The organism is Butyrivibrio sp. FCS006 (assembly GCF_000424525.1).
Classification (GTDB): Bacteria; Bacillota; Clostridia; order Lachnospirales; family Lachnospiraceae; genus Butyrivibrio.
Map to the genome: position 1 here is coordinate 308,266 of NZ_AUKB01000008.1, position 22,005 is coordinate 330,270.

Here is a 22,005-nt window from a genome sequence, read left to right on the forward strand (position 1 = left end):
GCGAATTGCTGAATCTTGTCACAGAATGTGACAAGCTGCCCCGGAACGGGCACAAAGAAAATGGTAGCATCAAATTCTTAAGATTTACCATCGAAATTTCTTAAGATTTTTTGTAGATAAATTACATCAAGGAGATTGATGGAAAGTGCAAAAATGAGCCCCTGACTCCGTCCCCAGGGCTCAAAATTAGAAAATATAGGAATTTTTAAGATTTTGTTTAGATTGTTCAGTGAATTATCAGAAAATAGGCTCGTTTTGTAATGTTTATGTAATGCTCAAAGGTTGATAATTAATTTATGTTAGGACGTCTATGTCCAAAATTAATTTTCAATTATGGAGATGCCATTATGAAGAAAACAAACCACCACCACATTACAACGAGAGGACTGGCATATGTGCTATCGTTTGCGCTGATATTTACCAGCATAGACTATGGCGGCATAACAGCATATGCTGCAAGTACTGAAGATCTTGATCTGCAACCTGATCAGCCGACACAGGAGCCTACTGAGACACCTCCTGTGATCACGACACCAAGTGAAGAGCCTGCGACGAATACGTCTGATGAGACAAATACTACTTCCGAGACCACTACGGAAGAAATAGTGATGTCTAAGACTATTGTCAAATTCACAGAGCTCGATGAAGAGACGATATACAAGAAACTCATACAGGGGAAGAGTTTTGAAGAGCTCAAGTTCCCTGAGAGTCTTGAAGTAACTGTTGAGAAAAAAATTAAGACAGTAACCAAGACCATTGTTAAGCCTGCAAGTGATAAGGATAAAGAGCCTGAAGGCAATGGTACGGGAAATACTGATCCTGAAAATGGTGAAGGCGATGGCACAGAGCCGGAGGATGGTAATGAGACCGGTGACGGTACTGAGCCCGGTGATGGGACGAGCAGTGATGAAAACGGCGGTGACAATACCGGACAGGGCGGCGATCCTATAGATCCAAATACAGGTGGTCAGCCGGCTAACCCCAATAATAATGAAGGCGGTAATTCCGGAAATGAAGGCGGAGATTCCGGCTCAGATACAGGTTCGCCTGCCGAAGGTGGCGAAACCAACAATAGTAGTGATGAAGGAAGTGGCTCCGGAGAAGGTGGTTCTCCAGAAGCTATTGGTGATGGTGCGTTTCTTAATATAGATTTTTCAAATGTTCTGGATGCATTTATTCCCAGAACAGTTTTTGCTGCAGAGAATGATTTAGACAATTCTGATGATGTAAATAATGAAGAAGATAATGATACCGATAACACAAGAAGTACATCAGAAGATATTACTATACAGACAGAAGTTTTAAATATTGAAGGAATCACATGGGAACTCGACGAAGAAAAGAGCAGTGCAAAAGAGTTCTCTTCTAAAAAGCCCGGGGATGTTTTTGTCTATATCCCGGTTCTTCCCGATGAGATAAAAGAAGAATATGAAATGCCTGAAGGCCTTGTTTTGCCGGAAATCAAAGTAACAATTGTTGAAAAAGAGCAGGCGGCTTTCGTACGCTCTGTGACAGTAGATGATGTTGTTATTACAATTCTTGCAGATGAAGGAGTATTTCCCGATGACGCAACCCTTGAGGCATCAAAGGTTGAATCTGCATATATTCAGAGAAAGATTGATAATGCAGTTGAACAGCAGCGTGATGAGGATCGAAACGTAGCTGCATCATACACATTTGATATTAAGATATTAGACAATGAGGGAAAAGAGATACAGCCGGATACAACCAAGGGCAAAGTGAAAGTGTCTTTTGCTACAACAGAAGTGTCCAATGCAAATCTTGAAGCTGATATCTATCACATCTCCGATGGTGCAGCATCAGCTGAAAAGCTCAGCTCTACTACAGTTTCTACTGATGATATTGCATCTCAGGCAAAAGAGCTTGCTTCTTCAGCAGAGTCAACAGAGATTAGTGATGAAGTTGAAAATAAGGCCAATGAAACAATAGAAGAACTTAATTCCAATGATGCAACTGAGGCCATACAGGCTACAACAGATGGATTCTCATATTATCAGGTTGAGTTTACCTACGGTACTTTACAATATGTACTTGAGGGTGATGGCCAGATACCTCTTACAAAAATACTGGAAACAGTCGAGATCAGAACAGCTGATGGTGAAGCTGTCACTGATTCAGATATTATGAGTGCCGAAGGAAGTAATGACACTCTCTTTGTTGTGGAAAAAAACAATGAAGGAGTATGGATTGCAAAGGCTGTTACGGCATTTGATACTGAGGAAAGACTGATAGTTACAGTTGGAGAGATTCCTTATGAAATCATTGTTACAGACGCTGCTTCTAATTACCAGGTTGGCGGAACATTTTTAAATCTGAGCGGCGGAGAACAGAGCGGTTCAAACTGGAAATGGAATCCGGGAAGTAAAACCTTAACATTTACAGGTAATTTTTCATACAAAGCAACAGGAAATACTAAATATAAAATGGTAGCTGCAGGTCTTCCAAGTGGCACCACAATTGTAGTAAATGATGGAGTCAATGTAACACTGGAGGCTGCTTCAGCAGACGGTATATATTGTGAAGGTGACCTTACAGTTAAAGGAACAGGTAATCTGACTTGTATTGGTTCCAGTAGTGGAAAAAAGACCAGCCAAAAAGGCGGAGCTGGATACAGTTGGGACGATGACGCGGCAGGAAACGGTGTCACAATCATCGGAAAACTAACCATAGGTGATAAGAATACTGAGACCGGTCCATACATGACAGTATACCAGAATGATACAACAGAGAGTGCGGTATACGCCAATGGAATTGATGTTTATGGTGGCGTGCTCTATATGACAAAGGGTAAATTCTGGGGTACCGGATCTTGTGTCCTTCATAACGACACTAAGTTATATTATCCTAACGGAAGTACTAATAAGTTAAGCATTGTTTACGCCAAAAAGGATGGCTACTGGTATTACGCACGAACAAATTCTTCAAAGATTACCTATTACTCTAATTTGTCAGGAGTGGCAAATCCTTCCGCAGTTACTGTAGATAGAGGAAATAGTGTAACTCTTCCTGCACTGTCAAAAGATGGGTATTCATTCAGTGGCTGGTATACAAGTTCTTCCGGAGGAACAAAGGTAGGAAACGGTGGCGCATCCTATATACCTACTGATGATATTAAGTTATATGGACACTGGGTAGCTATTCAGAGTACAGTGACTGTTACTCTGAAGCGGGATGGAAGTGCCTGGTCTTCACAGAAGGTTGAATTATACAAAAATAGTAGTTCTGCATATACTCTTACGGGAAGTGGCGGAACTTATAAGAATACACAGGTTGTTAATGGAACATATAATATCTATGTTGGCGGAGTTGACTCGGGTGAAACAATAACAGTCAGCGCTAAGAGCTCCGCTGTAAGTGTCAGCAAAGAAATTCAGTATAATCTCTTTAAAGTAAAAACTTATCTGGATGATTCACTAAGTGACAGTCCGGGTGAAGTTACGCTGCGTCAAAATGGCAGGACTGTATATACAATGCAGGGATCAAACGGAACATTTTCATTGTCTGTTCCGGTAAATAAAGGAAACTTTAATGTATATGTTGGTGGAACTGATATGGGAACAGTATTCTCGACCACCAATCGCAGTGCGGATTATCAATTCTACACGCTTACTGTGCAGATTACAGATTCCACGCAGTGGACCGATGCTAATATTCAACTTAGGGATGATAATGGCAATGTCAGAGCGGTTCCAACAGCTTCCAAAACCAGTGGAAACAGCGTAATCTATACTAGAATTGCTCCGATGAATGAGAGCGTTTTAAAAATCTATGTAGACGGTGTAAATACAGGAAAGACAATTTCTGCAACAAGCCAAGGTCATACAGCCAGCGTTGATTTTTATACAGCTGTGATCGTATTAAAGGGCGTTTCAGAAGATTTCCTGATGAGCATTACCAATGGTTCAGAAGGATATAATAGCTTTACAAGAACCGGAAGCGGAACAACCTACACCTATAGTCATCCTCATACTCTTATAAGGACAAGCTCTGGTGAAATGCCCTACACGCTTAATATAGACGGAATTGTAAGCGGAGGTTTGAAGCAGACCATTAGCAGTTCTAACCAAAGGCTTGAACTGACGGTACGAAAAGTTATCTATTATACCTACAATGAGAATATGGCTACCTCGGTACATGCAACACAGTATGTTATTGATGGTGCTTATGCTTCAGCGGTTGCTGATCCATATCTTGCCCAGTATTCGTTTGACGGTTGGAGTACCGCTACATGGAACAGCAATGAGACATCTTATACAAAATTTGGCTTCACGACAACAGCGATCACAAAGAATTACAATTTGTATGCGCATTTTATGAAGCCAACAGTCAAGATAAACGGCTATGTAAGAACAGATGCAAATGGTAATCAGAGTGGAAGTGGGCAGTACTATCGCATGTCCAATATTTCCATTTCAGGATTTGAATCAGGAGCATCTATTAAGTGGGTTCTTTTCTACTCATCAAACGGAACTACAACCTGTACAAAAGGAAGTTCCGGTAATGTTTCTATAAATGGTGAATCAGTAAATTTCCAATTCTCGCAGACTGATGGTAAGCTGACCTTTAATTCACCTGTATCTATGGCTGCTGCGCAGGAATTTGTCAGGGCTTATATTGTTGTGCATCCGGAGACAGATACAGCACATACTATGACAGTAACTGTAATGGATAAAAACGGTAATGTGGGATCATCATCACTTCCAAATATTACCACAGATACCGGTGGTTATACTAAGCTTAGTTCTGCTGTAAGTGGAAATGCGAATGGTGGTTATAGCCTTGGAGCAGGAACATATGTGGTCGATGGGGATAGAAATTATACTGCAACAGGCAGTGGCCAATCCGGACTTACGATTTCCGGGAATGTTACGATTATGATTCCGCAAGGAGTTACGCTGACTGTAAAAGGTGCCGCCGGATCAACTGGCAATGGCGGTGGTGCAGGAATCCGTGTGCCAAGCGGCGCTACATTGAATGTTGTTGGTAGCGGAACACTGAACGCAACAGGTGGTGCTGGTGGTGATGCTGAATGGGGACATTCCGGATCGGCGGGATCTGTTGGTTCAAATGGTTATGGAAGTGGCAGCGGCGGAGCCGGTGGACAAGGCGGCGGCGGTGGTGGTGCCGCCATAGGCACACCCGGCGGAAACGGCGGAGCTGGCGGAGCCGGTGGAAGCGGTAGTGGCTGGATAAGTGGTAATGGAGATGGCAATAGAAATAGTTCTGTTCGTGGAGGTTCAGCTGGCTCTTCAGGAAATTCAGCTAATTCATGTGGTACTATCAATATCTCTTCAGGTATTACTACATCACTTTGGGGTGGTAATGGAGGTTCAAGAGGTTATGGAGGTTCTGCAGGAAGCAGAGGTGCCAGCAGCACTAAATTTAGTGATAAGCAATATCACGTTGCCGGCGGAGGCGGCGGCGGTGGCGGTGGTGCTGGCGGTGGAGTCGGCGCCGAAATTGGAAAAGGTGGCACCGGAGGCGGCGGTGGCTGCGGCGGCGGTGGCGGCTGTGTAGATTATGCAAGTTCGAAAGCATACTGCGGTGGTAACGGATGTGCACACTGCGGTTGTGGCGGCGGTGGAGGACAAGGTGGCCTCGGTCGTTCAGAACTTTACAATGGATATAATGGCGGCGGAACAAGGGATCCAGGTGGAAACGGCTGCTCGACCAGTAATGAAAACTATGACCAGTCGGGAGGTGCAGGTGGAACAACCAGTAATTCCGGCGGTGGAAACGGAAGTTCAACAACCCCGGGTTCTGCATCATATACATCTACATCCAATGTAACTTTCCAGATTGGTAAAAATACTTCATCTGATCAGAAGATGGGTAAGATTGACGGTACATCTACAACAAAGACCGTTACCTATACAAGTTATTCAACTCAGGCACAGTCAATTCTGATGCCCGGATTTACACCTGCAAGCGGTTACTATTTCCAGTATTGGAAAGTCACGACCTGCGCAACAAATGTTGCAGGTACAACCGGCTATGCATCAATTGATACAACAACAGCAAATACAACATATTTAAAGCAAGGAGAGAGACTTACTATTCCTGCAAGAACAGCAGGTAGTATCGTTATCAGTGCCAGTGTTATTCCCAAATCCGGCTTAAGCGCTGATGACAAATCAGCTACAATTACGATTCCTGCTGCTCAGACTGTTTATACAACCTATACAATAACTACCAGGGTTGACGGAGTTAATAAAAATGTTGGCAATATCACTATTAACGGCGTTTCTATAGCAGGAAGCGGTGGTGTATATACCTATACAATTGATAAATCGAACATAACCAGTGCTACTGTTAATGGGCAGAGTGAGAGGCTTAATGCAGTTTCTAATAATAAGAGTTCAACTACGTTTGACTATGAGACAGCCAGAGTGAAAGTCGTAAGGAATGATTATGACATTGCTTCGCTTGCTCTTACCGGTGGACCTGCAGTAACTCCTGATAATCTTAAAAATAGTACGGTAACCTTTACCTCAAGTATAAGGAAGACAGCCTCGAACAAAGGTGAATATCCGATACTTATCAATGGAGAAGAAACAGGCATAACTGCGTCCTATGGCAGTGTAGCCACAGTTAACTATTTTAAGAATACTGTTAACTTAACTCTTAACGGTCTTACAGCTGATGATATTGTTAACTCTTATTTACAGGATGCTGAAGGCAACCGTATATACCTTGAGCGCAATGGTAATTCATGCACAGCAATACGCCTGGAGCATGAAGGTACCTATACTCTCTATGTAAATGATGAGCTGGCAAAGGATAGCTCAGGAAATGAGATTACAACTGATTTTAGGTCAAATCATACCTTAAATCCTGTAATAAACAGATATACTACTACGGTAAAGACCTATGTAAATGGAACACCTGCAGATATGGGATCTATCAAGCTCGGCGGCGCTGAGATGATCCGTTCTGCAACAGGAACCTATACTTACATTAGCAGTGAGAATGGCTCTGCAGAGCTTGTCATTGACAATGTCAGCCGCGGAAATGTAGAGAGAGGTTCAACCTCTTCTTATAACTACTATACGATCACTTATACAAAACGCGCTGGTAATTCCGATTCTGAAACAGGAGATGTTCCTGAGGATTCTACTGTTTACTATCAGGGGGATACTGTAACTATTCTTGGGCAGTCATCTCTTTTGAATGGTGGACAGACCTTTGGCGGATGGAAGATAGGATCTACTGTATATCCTGCAGGAAGTACTCTGACTATAGGAAGTGCTTTGACGGCTATTGCCCAGTGGAATAGGACATCGCTTTCAGAGGCGTCTGAAAATGTTCAGATTTCCCTCTCGAATTATGCCTATATCTATAATGGAAAGATTCAGATTCCCGATGCAACAGTCAGAAGAGGAACAGAGCCGGCAGCCGGATCAAATGAACCGGGAATAATTACTCTGAATGAAGGAGAAGATTACGTTCTTTCTTATTCCAACAATACTACTGCAACTGGAAGAAAGGACAATACAGGAAGTAAGAATAATGCTATTGATGCAGGTACCGTTACAGTTACGGCAACTGGTATCGGTGACTATGACGGATCAGTTTCTGAGAGTTATGTAATTGAGCCTCTTACAATCGAGGTATATGGACTTGAGGCGATTGACCGTGAATATAACGGAAGCAGAATAGTTGACCTTACAACTGATGCTGTACAGCTGATTGGAAAGGTTGAAGGAGATGACGTCTACCTGGCAGCCGGAAGTACCGGTATGGTTAAATATCCGGATGCAGGAGAAGGCAGGAAGGTAGATGTAGGAACCATAGCATTGGCCGGAAATACAGCTCCGGACTATAAGCTTGTTGAGGTATCTCCAATCCTTGTGAATATTACTCCTAAGGACATTAATTCAGAGGATGTGGTATTTACACTTAACGATATGGTTTATAACGGCGATGAGCAGATTCCGGAATATACGATTACAGATAATCAGAGCATTCCGGAAGAAGGAAATGCTGTTAAAAACATTATCACAGCTTATGATGTATGCCTTATCTGCGAGAATAATGTAAATGTCGGTACAGCGACAGCTACTTTTACTCCATCTACAGGTTCTAATTATAAGGGAGAGAAGGTTCTGAATTATGAGATTACTCCTGCACCTCTTACACTAAAGGCAAATGTTGCAACAAGTGTATATGGTGAAGATATTGCAGAACTCTCCTATACAAAAGTTGGATACATCATGACCGATGAGGATGTGGATTTACTCGATATTTCTGCAGCGACCTCAGTTAAAAAGGGATATGCAGCAGGTACCTATACAGGTGCTGTTACAGTTTCTTACAAAGAAAACAGCAATTATGCAATTACTGTAGAGCCGGCTGATTATGAGGTTACAAAAGCTTCTGCAACAGGTCATATTACAGTGGCAGCAAATCCTTACAGTGGAGTATATGATGGTGATAGTCATGGTATTTCAGTAACTGCTACTGATCATATGACAAATGCTGTAACTGTATATTACAGTGTTACAACAGCGCTTACAGCGGATAATTACTTAACCGACGGTTCAACTACAGCACCGACATTTACAGATGCCTGTGCTACTACAGTATCCGGAGCGGCAAGTAATCCACATACAGTATATTACTACGCAACATCTCAGAACTATTCAGACGGTATCAGTGGATCAGCTACTGTTACCATATATCCTAAAAATCTGACCATGACTGCCAAGAAGCATACCATGGCATATGGAAGTGCGCTTTCATCACTGAACGAGACCGTACTTTCTAATGTGACGGTTGTAGGTTTTGATGATGATGATAGTACAAAAGTAAACAGTTGGGATGGAACTATAACTTATTCATCCTCTAACTACACACCTGGAAAAGCGGTGGGAACTTATGTGATCACACCGTCTGTTTCAGGTGCCGGAAGTGACAGCTTATTTAAGAATTATGAGATAAGTTATTATGCCGGTGAGCTTGAAATCGTACCAAAATCCATTAGCTCTTTTACCTGGAAAGATCTGAGTGGAAATGTAATCACAACAGGACAGGAATTTGTTTATGATGGAACAGCACATGGCGTTATGGCAGTTCCTGCTGCTAGTGATGTATTCAGCGGAGATGATGTATATGTTGCAACATACACTGATGGAAGCACAGCTTCCGCAGTATCTGTAGGATCGTATTCTGCTACCGTTGCATCGCTGGGCGGAGATGCTGCAAGTAATTACAGCATATCTGACACTACAGAGAATAAAATATGCGGATATAGCATTGTCAAAGCAACTGACCCTGCAGCTTCATCTAAAAACACATGGACTGTAAATCCTTATATCCACGGATGGAATGCGAATGGATGGACAGATGGTAACACCCCGGGTAGTGCTGCAAAATACGGAACTGCAAATTATCTATATGCGAAAGTGTCTGGTACGACAACAAAGAGTAGTGTAGAAACTGCTATCGCTGGTATTTCGAGTCCGTTGACAATGGCTAAGGTTGAGAGTCTGATTACGCAAGGTGATATTATCAGCTTCGAGAATATCAAGACTGCGACAGCCGGTAATTATCTCCTGATTGCTGTAGTAGATGAGACAAGTGATTATATTGGATTGTCTTCAGTTGTTGAATTTACTATCACAGCTACTGCTGGAGAGAAGACCACTGTATATGTAACACCATATTATGATGGTACATTTACATATGGTGCTCCTAAGCCTGATAGTATGAAACTTAGATTCTCCATAGAAAATGACGAATTTATCAACAAAGTTGCAAGACTTATTGGCTTAAGCAATGTAAATTATACCGGAGAATTCACGTACTCTACTGATTATAATCAGTTTGATCCGGCAGGAAACTATGTAATAAATCTGAATGGTGATGCAGTTACATCACAGAATTATGAGTTCAAATGCTGCACCGGCATTCTTACAGTTGTACCGAAAGAAGTAGGACTTGATTGGTCTACTGAGACCTACACTTATAACGGAAATCCTCAGAGTCATACGGCAACTGTGACCGGAACCGTAAATGGTGATGTTATCACTGTAGGAAGTTATGAGGGTAATGGTCAGATTCATGCCGGAGATTATACAGCTAAAGCTCTGACTCTCTCCGGTGCTAAGGCATCAAACTACAAACTGCCTGCAGCAAATTCTGGTAGCTGGAGGATTAAACAGGCAACCAATGCCTGGATTGAAAGCACAGAACCTGCTATGCATGGCTGGTATTATGGAGATATTGCGCCTGATCCAATCAGAAGTGCTCTGTATGGTGAAGTGACATTTAAGTACAAGAAGCATGAAGATTCCATCTGGAACATCTTTAACAAGAAGACTCAAGTCGTTCCTACAGAAGCCGGAACATATGAAGTATATGCTTACGTAGCTGGAACTAATGATTATACCGCACTTAATACGGAAGGCACTGAGGTAGATACCTTCGATATCATGCCGGCAGAAGTTATCGTTACCATGAAAGATTCCAATGGTGCCTACGGAACAACACCCGCTGTTCCTGCTGGCGCAAATGCCTATGATTCTGCAGTGATCAAGGGAACAGTTACACCTGAAGAAATTACAGCACTTGGAATTACTGCTTCTGTAAGTGGTGTGACAGATAGTTCGCCTGTTGGAATTTATCAGGATGCTATAACGGGTACAGTCGGAAACGAAAATTCTAATATAAAAGTGACCTTCGTCAATGGTAAATATACAGTTACGAAGGGAACCCTTGCTGTAACTGCTCCGACAGACGTTGTAGCTACTTATGACGGAAGCGGACATTCAATAGCTGAGCCTGTAGTTAAGAAAGAAGGCGGAGCTGACCTTGATGCGGATGCATACACGATCTACTATTCAACAACAACTGCGCTTAACTCAGCAAATTATGGCAGTGGCAGCACAACAAAGCCTGAAATTAAGAATGTAACAGCTGTTGAAGGCCAGACAATCTATTATTACATTGATGCACCGGGATATACCTCTGTGAGCGGATCTGCAAAGGTTAAAGTAACTCCGGCAGCTCTTACTGTCAGAGCTGATGACGCGTCCATTACCTATGGGGAAAGTGCGCCTGCAGTTGATGTTACATATACCGGATTTGTAAATGATGAGACCGAGAGTGTTCTTGGAGGCGAGCTTGCATTTACATATAAGGATGCTTCGAACAACGCTTATCAGGCCGGAAGCAGTGTTGGAACATATCAAATAATTCCACAGGGACTGACTGCGTCCAATTACGCTATTACATATAATCCCGGAACTTTGACAGTTGTTTCAAAAGCTGTAACAGCAGATATGTTTACTTTGGCACAGTCGTCTCTTACATATGACGGCACTGCAAAAGAGCCACAGATCACATTAAATTCGGCTAATGACGATGTGACATATACAGTTTCTTATTTACATAATACAAATGCCGGAACAGCAGAAGCTCAGATAAGCGGAACCGGTAATTACACCGGAACAGCTACACTGGAGTTTGCAATTGTTCCTAAGACTGTATATGTAAAAATGGATAACAAATCCAGTGGTTATAATCAGACACTGGCCACATTAACTTATGATTTTGTAAATGAAAACGGCACACCTCTGAGTTTATCTGATGAGCAGAAACAGGCGTATGCAGATGCTATGAATCTTGAACCTGTGACATCTGTTCGTAAAGGCTATGATATTGGCACTTATGAGGATGCCATAACCATGACATGGAATGAAAATTCCAATTATGATCTGTATGTTTTCAGAGGCAATTACACAGTAACTAAAGCTACGCTTACTGTTGTAGCAGAGGGAACTAAGGTCGTTTATGATGGAGCATACCATTCAGGTACAGTCTCTGCAAAGACAGGCCTGTTCCTCCATCCGAATGCAACTGTTTATTACAGTACTACTCAGACTCTGGACGGAACATCTTACAATGCCGGAACAACAGAAGTACCAAAGTTCAAAGATGCGGGAACTTATACTGTATACTATTGCGCGGTATTTGATAATTTTGACGCTGAAGCCGGAAACTATGTGGTTGAGATTACCCCTGCAAACCTGACAATTTCTGTTAGTGCAGATCAGCAGATGGCATATGGAGACACTCCGGAGAACGCATTGGCACAGCTTTCTGCAAACGATATAGTTATTACCGGTATGGTAAGCGGTGATAGCCAGGTTGATGCTGCAACTATCAGCTCACCAGTATTTACTACGGACTATGTACAGTACAATCCTGTAGGAGAGTACAAGATACATTTAGATTCCGGTGTAAATGTATCAGCCAATTATAGTGCTGCTTATGTTGACGGAAAACTTACAGTTAATCCTCGTGCGGTTGACCTTAGCTGGCCGGAAACTCTTTCATTTGAGTATAACGGAGTTGAACGAGAAGTAACTGCTGCAATTTCCAATATCGTTAACGGCGATAATGTTTATGTATCTTCATATGCATTGAATGGAATGATTGCAAACAAGGCAACAGCAGCAGGAAACTATACTGCTACTGCAACTGCTGTTAGTGGATCCAAAGCAGGCAACTATACACTTACAGGTGGTGAAAATCTGTCAGCATACTGGAACATAACAGCTGCCACAAATACGTGGGAGATTGCACCTTCAATATCCGGTTGGACAGTAGGACTTACTGCATCTGTTCCACAGGGAAGTGCAACTTATGGAAACACTGTATTTACCTATTACACTGATGCTGCAGGAACAACAATGACAGGAACCGGTGATAACGAAGGCGGCGCAGTAACTGCCGGCGGACAGCCTACAAAGGCCGGTACCTATTATATGCTTGCAACTATTGGAGCGGGAAGTAATTACGGTGCTTTAACTTCTGATTTGATTGAGTTTACTATTGCACCTGCTTCAGAGGTTCAGAGTAAGACAATACTATATCTGACACCTGTGGTATCAGGTACTGAAATAGTATATGGAAATGCTATTCCTGATAATTACTTTACATATACAGTTAAGAAAGCAGTAATAAACGGTACAGATTCTGTATCCTATGCAGATGTGGATCCTACAGATTATTCAACTTACTTTACTGGCACGCCAAACTATACAACGGATTATTCAACTGGCGATCCAAAGGGAAGTTATACAGTTGTAATATCAGCTCTTTCACCCAAGGAGGATGTAAATCTGATTTACAATACAGCTACGTTTACCGTTGCTCCACGATCGGTAACTCTGACCTGGTCAGCAAACAGTTTCGTATACGATGGAAATAAGCACATAGTGACTGCTGTAGCGGATTCTTCAGCGCTGTACGGTTCAGATGTGGTTAACGTTGTGGCTTATAGCGCAAATTCAGGTATTGCTGTCGGCGATTATACAGCTACAGCTGTTACTTATGGTGGTGTAAACTATACCAATTATACTGTTACATCCGGAGCTACACATAACTGGAGCATCACAAAGGCTCAGGCAGATGCCGGACAGTCTTTTACCACACAACCGACTCTTGTGCCTAACACTCAGTGGACTTATGGCGATATGCCGTCTACTCCTGTAGGTGAGGCAGCATGTGGTGAGATAACATACACTTATTACCATAGTGATGGAACTACTAAGACAGGTGAAGCAGATGGTGCGACTGAACCCGGCGGACAGCCAACTAATGCCGGAAATTATGTGATGAAGGCTGAGGTTCAGGGTACGGATAATTACGATGGCCTTACTAAAGATGTGCCATTTAAGATCCAAAAGAAATCCGTAACCGTCATTGCAGACGATATAGCTGCTTCCTTTGGTGATGATCCTAAGGTGCTTACATATCAGTCTTCCGGATTACAGGAAGAGCCGCTTAAGAGTGATCTGGATAATGGTAAGGTTACAATCGCTGCATCGACGGCAACTGAGATTACCAAGACAACACCTGCCGGAGAATATGCTATAACACTTACAGCAACAGGTGACAATGCACCGAATTATAACTTTACTTTCCATGCTGGAACCTACTATATTTCTAAGGCTCAAGAGGAGATCACGATAAATGCAGAAGGATATAGTGGAACTTACGACGGCGAAGCTCATGGAATTACTGTAACAGCATCCGGAAACGGAACAAAGATTTACTATTCAGAGAACGTTCTGAATACTACTAACTACATTAACGGAGATGCTTCTTCACCTACATTCTCTGCAGCAGGAACTCATCCTGTATATTATGCAGTGGTAGCGGCTGACGCAGATCCTGTGTTTGGCACTAAGAACGTTGTTATAGAGCCTAAGCAGGTTACAGTTACTGCAAACGATAAGACTATTGCATACGGTGATGAACCGGATAACAGTGGTGTTACATATGACGGATTCGTTGGTGTTGATACAGCGGATAGTCTGGAACTCATTGTTTCTTATAATTACGACTATGCACAGTATGAAAATGCAGTAATATATCCAGGATCAATAACTCCTTTGGTAACTTACCCGGAAAGCGCAACTGAGCGAAATTACAGCTTTGTATATAATTCCGGAAATCTTACGGTTAATCCAAAGGAAGTAACCTTTGGCTGGTCACGTAAGGCATTTTTGTACGATGGAGATGCTCATGAAGTAGCAGCAACTGTTCTGGGACTTGAGAACGGAGATACTCTGTCAGTAAGCTATGAAGATCCTGCAGCAGGCATATATCGCAATTCTGCGACAGAGGTCGGCAAGTATACTGCAAAGGTAGATTCACTTATTGGAGATGATTCTGCAAATTATACAATTGGTGCATCAGAGCCCACAAGATCTCTGGATTGGGAAATTAACGCTGTTACCAATACCTGGCTGACAGGCCTTACCATGCCTAACTACAATTATGGCGAAGAAGGCGCTCAGCCATATGCCGATGCGAAATGTGGCACGGTTGAGTATTTGTATAACACCTCAGAAGCCGGTGAATATACCAACGTTCGTCCTACAAAGCCGGGAACCTATTATGTGAAGGCAGTTGTCGAGGGCGGAAATAACTGGGATGGTCTTATCAGCGAAGCAGTACCTTTCATAATCTATAAGGGCCAGCTGAGTGTTTATGCAAATGATGCATATTCGAAAGTTGGTGAGACGCTTAAGAGCACTGAAGCAACTTATACAGGTTCATTGGCATCCGGTGATACAGTTACGGCAGAAGTAATAACAGATGCCGATAAAGATGTGGCCGGTACATATACGACCAAAGTTAATAAGGTTACTATCAATGCTGGCGGAGTATCAAATACCTACAATATTGCAGATGATACAACGTCGATAACTGATAATGAATATTATGATATTTCCATCAAGAGCGGAAACTACTATGTAACATCTCTGGATATTTCCGTAAGCACTCAGATGACAGGCGGAGGAACAGGATTATACGATGGTCAGTTCCACGGCTTGCAGGCTGATGTGACAGCAGGCGAAGGCATTACGACAAAAATTTATTACAGCACAAATGCTTATGATACGGTGGAAGAAGTAGAAAACGCAGTAGAAAGCGGAAATGCATCAGATACTTCTCCTGTTATCAAGAATGCCGGATCAGAGAATATCTACTATTATGTGATTGCAACGCAGGAAGATAGTGTTGAAAAGACCTTGATCTCAGGATCGGAGGTTATTGAGATACGTAAGGCTCCGCTTACTGTAACAGCTAAAGCATCAAGAGGTAAAGTGGGATTTGTTCCTACAGGCAGCGGCGTAACCTACTCAGGCTTTAAAGCAGGTGAAGATGAATCTGTATTAGGCGGAGAACTTGCATATACTTCAAATTACGGTATTGGCGATCCTGCAGGATTCTATGAGATCACGCCGTACGGATATGAGTCTGATAATTACGAGATAACGTATATGCCGGGCAGCCTCGAAATGTTCGATACCGAGACAACAACTGTTGTTAACAGTGACGGTACAACAACTACCACTACAACCAATACTTCAGCAGACGGTACACATTCCGAGACAGTAACGGTTACAAAAGATTCAACAGGCAAGCTGGTTGAGACAACAACTTCAACATCAGATACTGTTTTAAATGATGATGGTACAACCACAACAACCACAGAATCAGTAGTGACTGACGAAAACGGAGATTTTGTTTCAGGATCAGAAAAGACTGAGACCACGAAAGAGGTTGAAACTACTGATGAAGATGGTAATCCGATTACTGTTAAGACCACTGATTCCGATGAGACAATTACTTATGCGGATGGAAGTGAAGTCGAAGTAAAAGGTACTGATACTGAGACTACAGATGAAGATGGCAACAAAATCTCAGAGTCAACCATTACTGAAACAACCGTAACTGATGACAATGGTAATAAGACTGTAACCACCGAGGAGAAGAGTACTGAAACTCATACTGATGATGACGGCAACACCGTTGTAACGAATACTGAGAGTACGACTGTAACTAATAAGGATGAAAACGATAATATAACATCGTCCAAAACAGATGAAACAGTTACGGAAATCACTACAGATGAGAACGGAAAAGAAACAAAGGTAGTTACAGAAACAGAAAGAGAAACTGATGAACACGGTAACTCAGACTATACAATAACCAAGACAACAACTAACCCGGATGGAACATCGAAGATAGAAGTTACAGATGGTTCTATTGATATAGGAGCTGACGGAACCGTAACTCAAACGGAAGTAACAGCAGATAGTCATACAACTAAAGAAACAGATGGATCAGAGAAGACAACAACTAATACAGGCATTACAACTACAGTTACAAATCCGGATGGTACTAAAGAAGAGAAAACAATAACAGTAGAGGATACAACTGTAACTAAGCCAGACGGTACGTCACACTCTGAAACTACTGAAAAAGAGACGACAACATCTTATGATGCAGAAGGTCATGCGACAGGATCTGAGACTGTAACAACAACGACAAAGTCAGATTCGGCAACAACGACTGATCCGGTTGATGGCTCAGTTACAGTTACTACAGAAAGTAATGTGACTGAAAAGACAGAAGTTAAGGACGCATCAGGTAATGTTATCTCTACTACTGAAAAAGAGACTGATGAAACCACAAAAGTCACTGAACAGAAGGATGCATCCGGTAATGTGACCAGCAGTACAACTGAGACAACATCTCATTCAGATGTTACGACTACGGATGCTTCTGGAAACACCACAGAATATGATGAGGATATTGAGGAAACCATTAAGGAAAATCCTAACGGATCTACAGAGCAGACCACTGTTGTAACAACAACAGACAATGATGGTAATACAGTCAAAGAGACATCTGAAGTAAAGACAGATTCAGACGGCGATATCTCTGAAACTCTGAAAGAGACTGAGACAACTACTACGGATTCAGATGGTAATGTCACTAAGACTGTAGAGTCAGAAAAGACTGAAGTTGACCCGGATACAGGAAACATTACTGTAACTGAGACTGATTCAACAGTTGTAAGAGATCCTGATGGAGACCTTATATCTTCAGATGAAACAACACAAAAATCAGAGCCGGTTACTGATTCTGAAGGAAATGTTGTAGGTACAAAGGATACTGTAACAGAAAATATTAAGCATCCTGTTGTTGATGAAGAGGGTAATCCTGTAGTTGATGACCAAGGAAAACCTTTAATCAAAGAGACAACAGTAGTAACGGAAACTGTTACTGATTCTGACGGAAATGTTGCAAGTAAATCAACAGAGACAGAAAAAACTGCAAAAGGCGAGGATGATACAAATCCTGAAATAGAGAAGACTACTGTTATTGAAAAGTCTTCTGACAACGAAGGTAACAGTTCCAGTTCAGAAACAGTAACTTATAAAGATGAAGACGGTCACGATGTGGTTGAGGAAAAGACCAATACCGTTACCAATAATGATGACGGTTCTGTTACTAAGACCGAGAATACTTCAAAGACAACAGAAAACAGCGATGGCACTAAGACAGTGGAAGAAAAAGGTACTGAGACAGTTACAGAGCCTGATGGATCTTCTGTTACTACTGAGGTGACCGGTAATTCAACAATCTCAAAGGACGAACAGGGTAATCCGGTAAAAGAGACTAAAGAGACTGTAACTGAGACTACAAAGGATCCTTCAGGTAAGGTTACACAGACAGAGACAACTGTTAGTGACTCTACCACAACTACAGTAACGACCGGTGATACAACTACTGAGAATACGATTACTGATTCAAAAACTACGACTAAGGATGGCTCAGGTAAAGTAACCGATATCACTGAAGCTCATACCGAGGAGACAACCAATACCACTTCCAGTACAGATGCTTCTGGTAACAAGACAGAAACATCAACAACAACTGTCACTGAGGATGCTACTGTTAAGGATGCATCAGGTAATATCAAGGAGAACATTCATACCGAAGGAACTGAGAGCACTACAGTAAAGACTGACCCATACGGAAATGTGATCTCAGAGACTACGAAAGAGAATGCGACCTCAACAATAAAGGATGCAGAAGGTAACGAAATAGGAACCTTGGTAACAGAGAACATCCATACGGAAAATGCAGATGGTTCTTCCTCGGATAGCGAGATACAGACGTATACCGATAAGGAAACCGGTGATGAAACTGTTACAGAGCATGAGACCACAAAAGGCAAGGATGCGCAGGGTAATGATGTAACAACTCAGACTGATACGACCACCAATACATCTAAGGATGAAAATGGAAATCCTGTCACTGAAACAGAAGAGACGAAGGTCGTAACAACCAAAGACCCTGATGGCAATACCGTAACCACACAGACAGATACTGATACCAAGACTTACACTGACGAAGATGGCAATAAAGTAGAGGAAAAGGAAGAAAATACGACTGTCACATCAGTGGACAACTCAGGTACAAAGACTGTTACAGATACTAAGGAAACGGTAACTAAAGTGACCGATCCTGTGACGGGAGAGTCTACCGAATCAAAGACGGAAGAAAAGACAGAGACGGTAAAGACACCAAGCGGAACAGTTACAACGACAGAAACCACAACGGAAACCGAAACTGTTACGGATGCTTCCGGTAATACAACTGAGAAGGTTACAGAGACAACCAAGGAAACAGTCACAGATCCTAATGGAAATAAGACTGTAACTGAGACAAAGACCACATCAGGAACTGACGAGGCTCAAAAGACTGAGTATGAGACAGGCACAACAGTGACAAATCCTGACGGATCGGTAACAAAGACCGAAACAGAAGGAGAGAGTATTAAGAATGGTGATGGATCTGTTACAACACATGAGACTAAAACAGAAGTCACAAAAGACCATGATGGAAATGTGACAACGACAACTTCCGATACTACAAGTAATACTTCTGCAGATGGTAAGACAACTACCTATAATACTGAGGAAACCACTACTTATCCAAATGGTGATACGTCCGAGAAGATCATAGGCGGAACTACTACTACCAATCCGGATGGTACCATTGTTGATACAAATAGTACTACCGAGACCATAACGGATAAAAACGGTGAAAAGACACAGATAACTGCAGAAGAGACGACGACAACCTCAGCTGATGGAAGTACGTCAACAACTAAGAAGGAAGAAGATATAAGGAAACCGGATGGAACGACGGTTCATGCGGAATCTACAGAGACAACAACTAAAGAAGATGACGGAACAACAAAGACAGATGAGAATAGAAAGGAGACAATAACCAATCCCGATACCGGTGAAATTACTGTTGTAGAGACAAAAGGCACAACCACCACAGACGAGTCCGGAAATAAGACATATGCTTACGAGGAAAAGACTACAGATCCGGACGGAAACACAACAACTCAGTATGTGGATGGCACTGTAACGCATAATGCTGATGGAACAACAACTGAAAAAGAGAATGTGACAACACCGGGTACTACAACACATAATCCAAACGGTTCTGTAACTGAAACTTCAAATACAACCGGCAAGGAAGTTACACGGGATAAGAATGGCAAGGTGACTGAGGAAAAAGAGCAGACAACTCAGACCGAAACCACATCACAGACCTTTATAAACGGTAAGACCATCACAACCACTAACGAGAATACTCAGGAAACTATTAAGGATGGAAAAGGAAATATTACCGGTTACACTGAAACTGAGACAACAACAAAGACAACGACCGGTACTGATTCTGAAGGAAATCCTTATGAGACGACTACTGTAAAATCAACCGAGACAGCTAAGGATGCAATGGGTAATGCTACAGGAACCGTAGAGACTACAACTTCTTCGGATACAAGACAGAAAGTAGACGAAAACGGAAATACAGTTACAACAACGACTGAGACTTCTCGTGAGGTTACCAAGGATGCTTCCGGAAAAGTGACGGACGATAACACAACTGACAAGACTGTAACTGTAACGGAAAAGCCAAACGGAGAAAAAACCACTGAAACAAAGACATCCTATGTTGATGACGACGGAAAAACTGTTATCCGTACAGTGACTGAGAAAGAAGATCCTTCAGGAAATAAGACTAAGGAGATATCAAACAGCACTGGAGTCAAGAGTGTTGATGGTCACGGTGATATCATTACAGAGGTTCGTGTTGCAGACAATGTACCTGAAATGACTGTAAAGAACCTGACTGAAGAAATGGCAGTTGAAATGCTCAGTACTACAGAAAAGCAGTATCTGGAGACTGCAGTTGCTACAGGAAAGAGTTACGAAGTATGTGTTTATCTGACTGTTTCAAATATTGACAGTTCAGTATCATCGAGTGACAAAGCCAAAGTAACAAGTGCAGTTGAAGCAGATGACTACATGTATCTTGATATCGGACTCTTTAAGAAGGTAACTGTAGATGGAACTGTTAAGAGCAATCAGCGTCTGACTGAAGCAAATGATGAGATTGAGATTACAGTAGATATCCCATCATCCTTTGGAGCTGTACCGGCAGGCGGAACCAGAAGCTATTACATCATTATCGTACATGGTGGAGAAACTACTGTTGTCACACCTCAGGAAAACGGTGACAATACACTGACCTTCTGTACAGACAGATTCTCAACATATGCGATAGCATATAAGGATACGCTTCCTGTAACACCAGATAATAACAGCTCTGATAATGGATCAGGCTCATATAACGGTTCAGGCTCTGATAACTCAGAATCAGATACAGCCGAAGCTGCAGTAGTTACACCTGAAAAGAAACCTACACCGGCAACTCCTGCTGAAGAGGTTAAACCGGGAACAACAAATAAAGGTAAAACTTCAAAAGATACAGAATCTGACCAGAGTGAAGTTCCTCCAACCGAGGAGACAAAGCCTGTAAATAGCGACACAGGTGAAGAGGTATCCAAGGATCAGAAAGAAGAGTTACCTATTGTTGATGCAAGTGTATCTAAGGATCCGGATAAGGAATTACCTTCATCTATAAAGAATGCTCTTGAAGATGCTATTGATCAGTTAAAAGAGGTAGCACCGGGACTTAAGGATCTGGGTTATGTAAACATTAAAGAAACTGCAACAGATGGAGATGGTTCAGGATATGCAATAATATCCATTGATCTTGAGGGTGGAGAGAATTATCCATCAGGAGATTATTATCTGCTCACCGTTGATGAGGATGGTAACATTATCCTTATTCCAAATGAGAGTATTACTGATGGTTCTCTTGCATTTAATGCTGATCCGGATAAGAATTACAAGCTGATCTGTGATACAGAAGGAAAACTTAAGGATATGCTTGATCCATATGGTTATGTAATTGCCGCAGATGGAAAGCCTTTATCAGTTGAGATAAGACGATTTATACTGTTTGACTTCCTGGCAACGCTGGCTGTTATTGCATTTGGAATTCTGGCATTCCTTAAGAGAAAGAAGTGGGGTAAGCCATATGTGATTGTAACATCAGTTGCATCTCTGATACTCCTGATCCTTACGGAGCATATGGGAAGCATACGCTTCTTCGGACACTACAGCTTATGGTTTGCACTGATACTTATTGCAGGTATTCTGATTATTCTTCAGACACGATATGTTGCTGATAATGCAAATGGCAATAGTAATCAGGAAACCAATTAATTCAGGGTGGTAAAAC

Annotated in this window: 1 protein-coding gene; it reads left to right on the plus strand. The window is 42.1% G+C overall.

The window, feature by feature from the left end; genetic code table 11:
- Positions 1-347: 347 nt before the first annotated feature.
- Positions 348-21,989: an MBG domain-containing protein gene (locus tag G633_RS0101435; RefSeq protein WP_026518875.1), complete on the plus strand. Its 21,642-nt coding sequence runs from the start codon at positions 348-350 to the stop codon at positions 21,987-21,989.
- Positions 21,990-22,005: the final 16 nt, after the last annotated feature.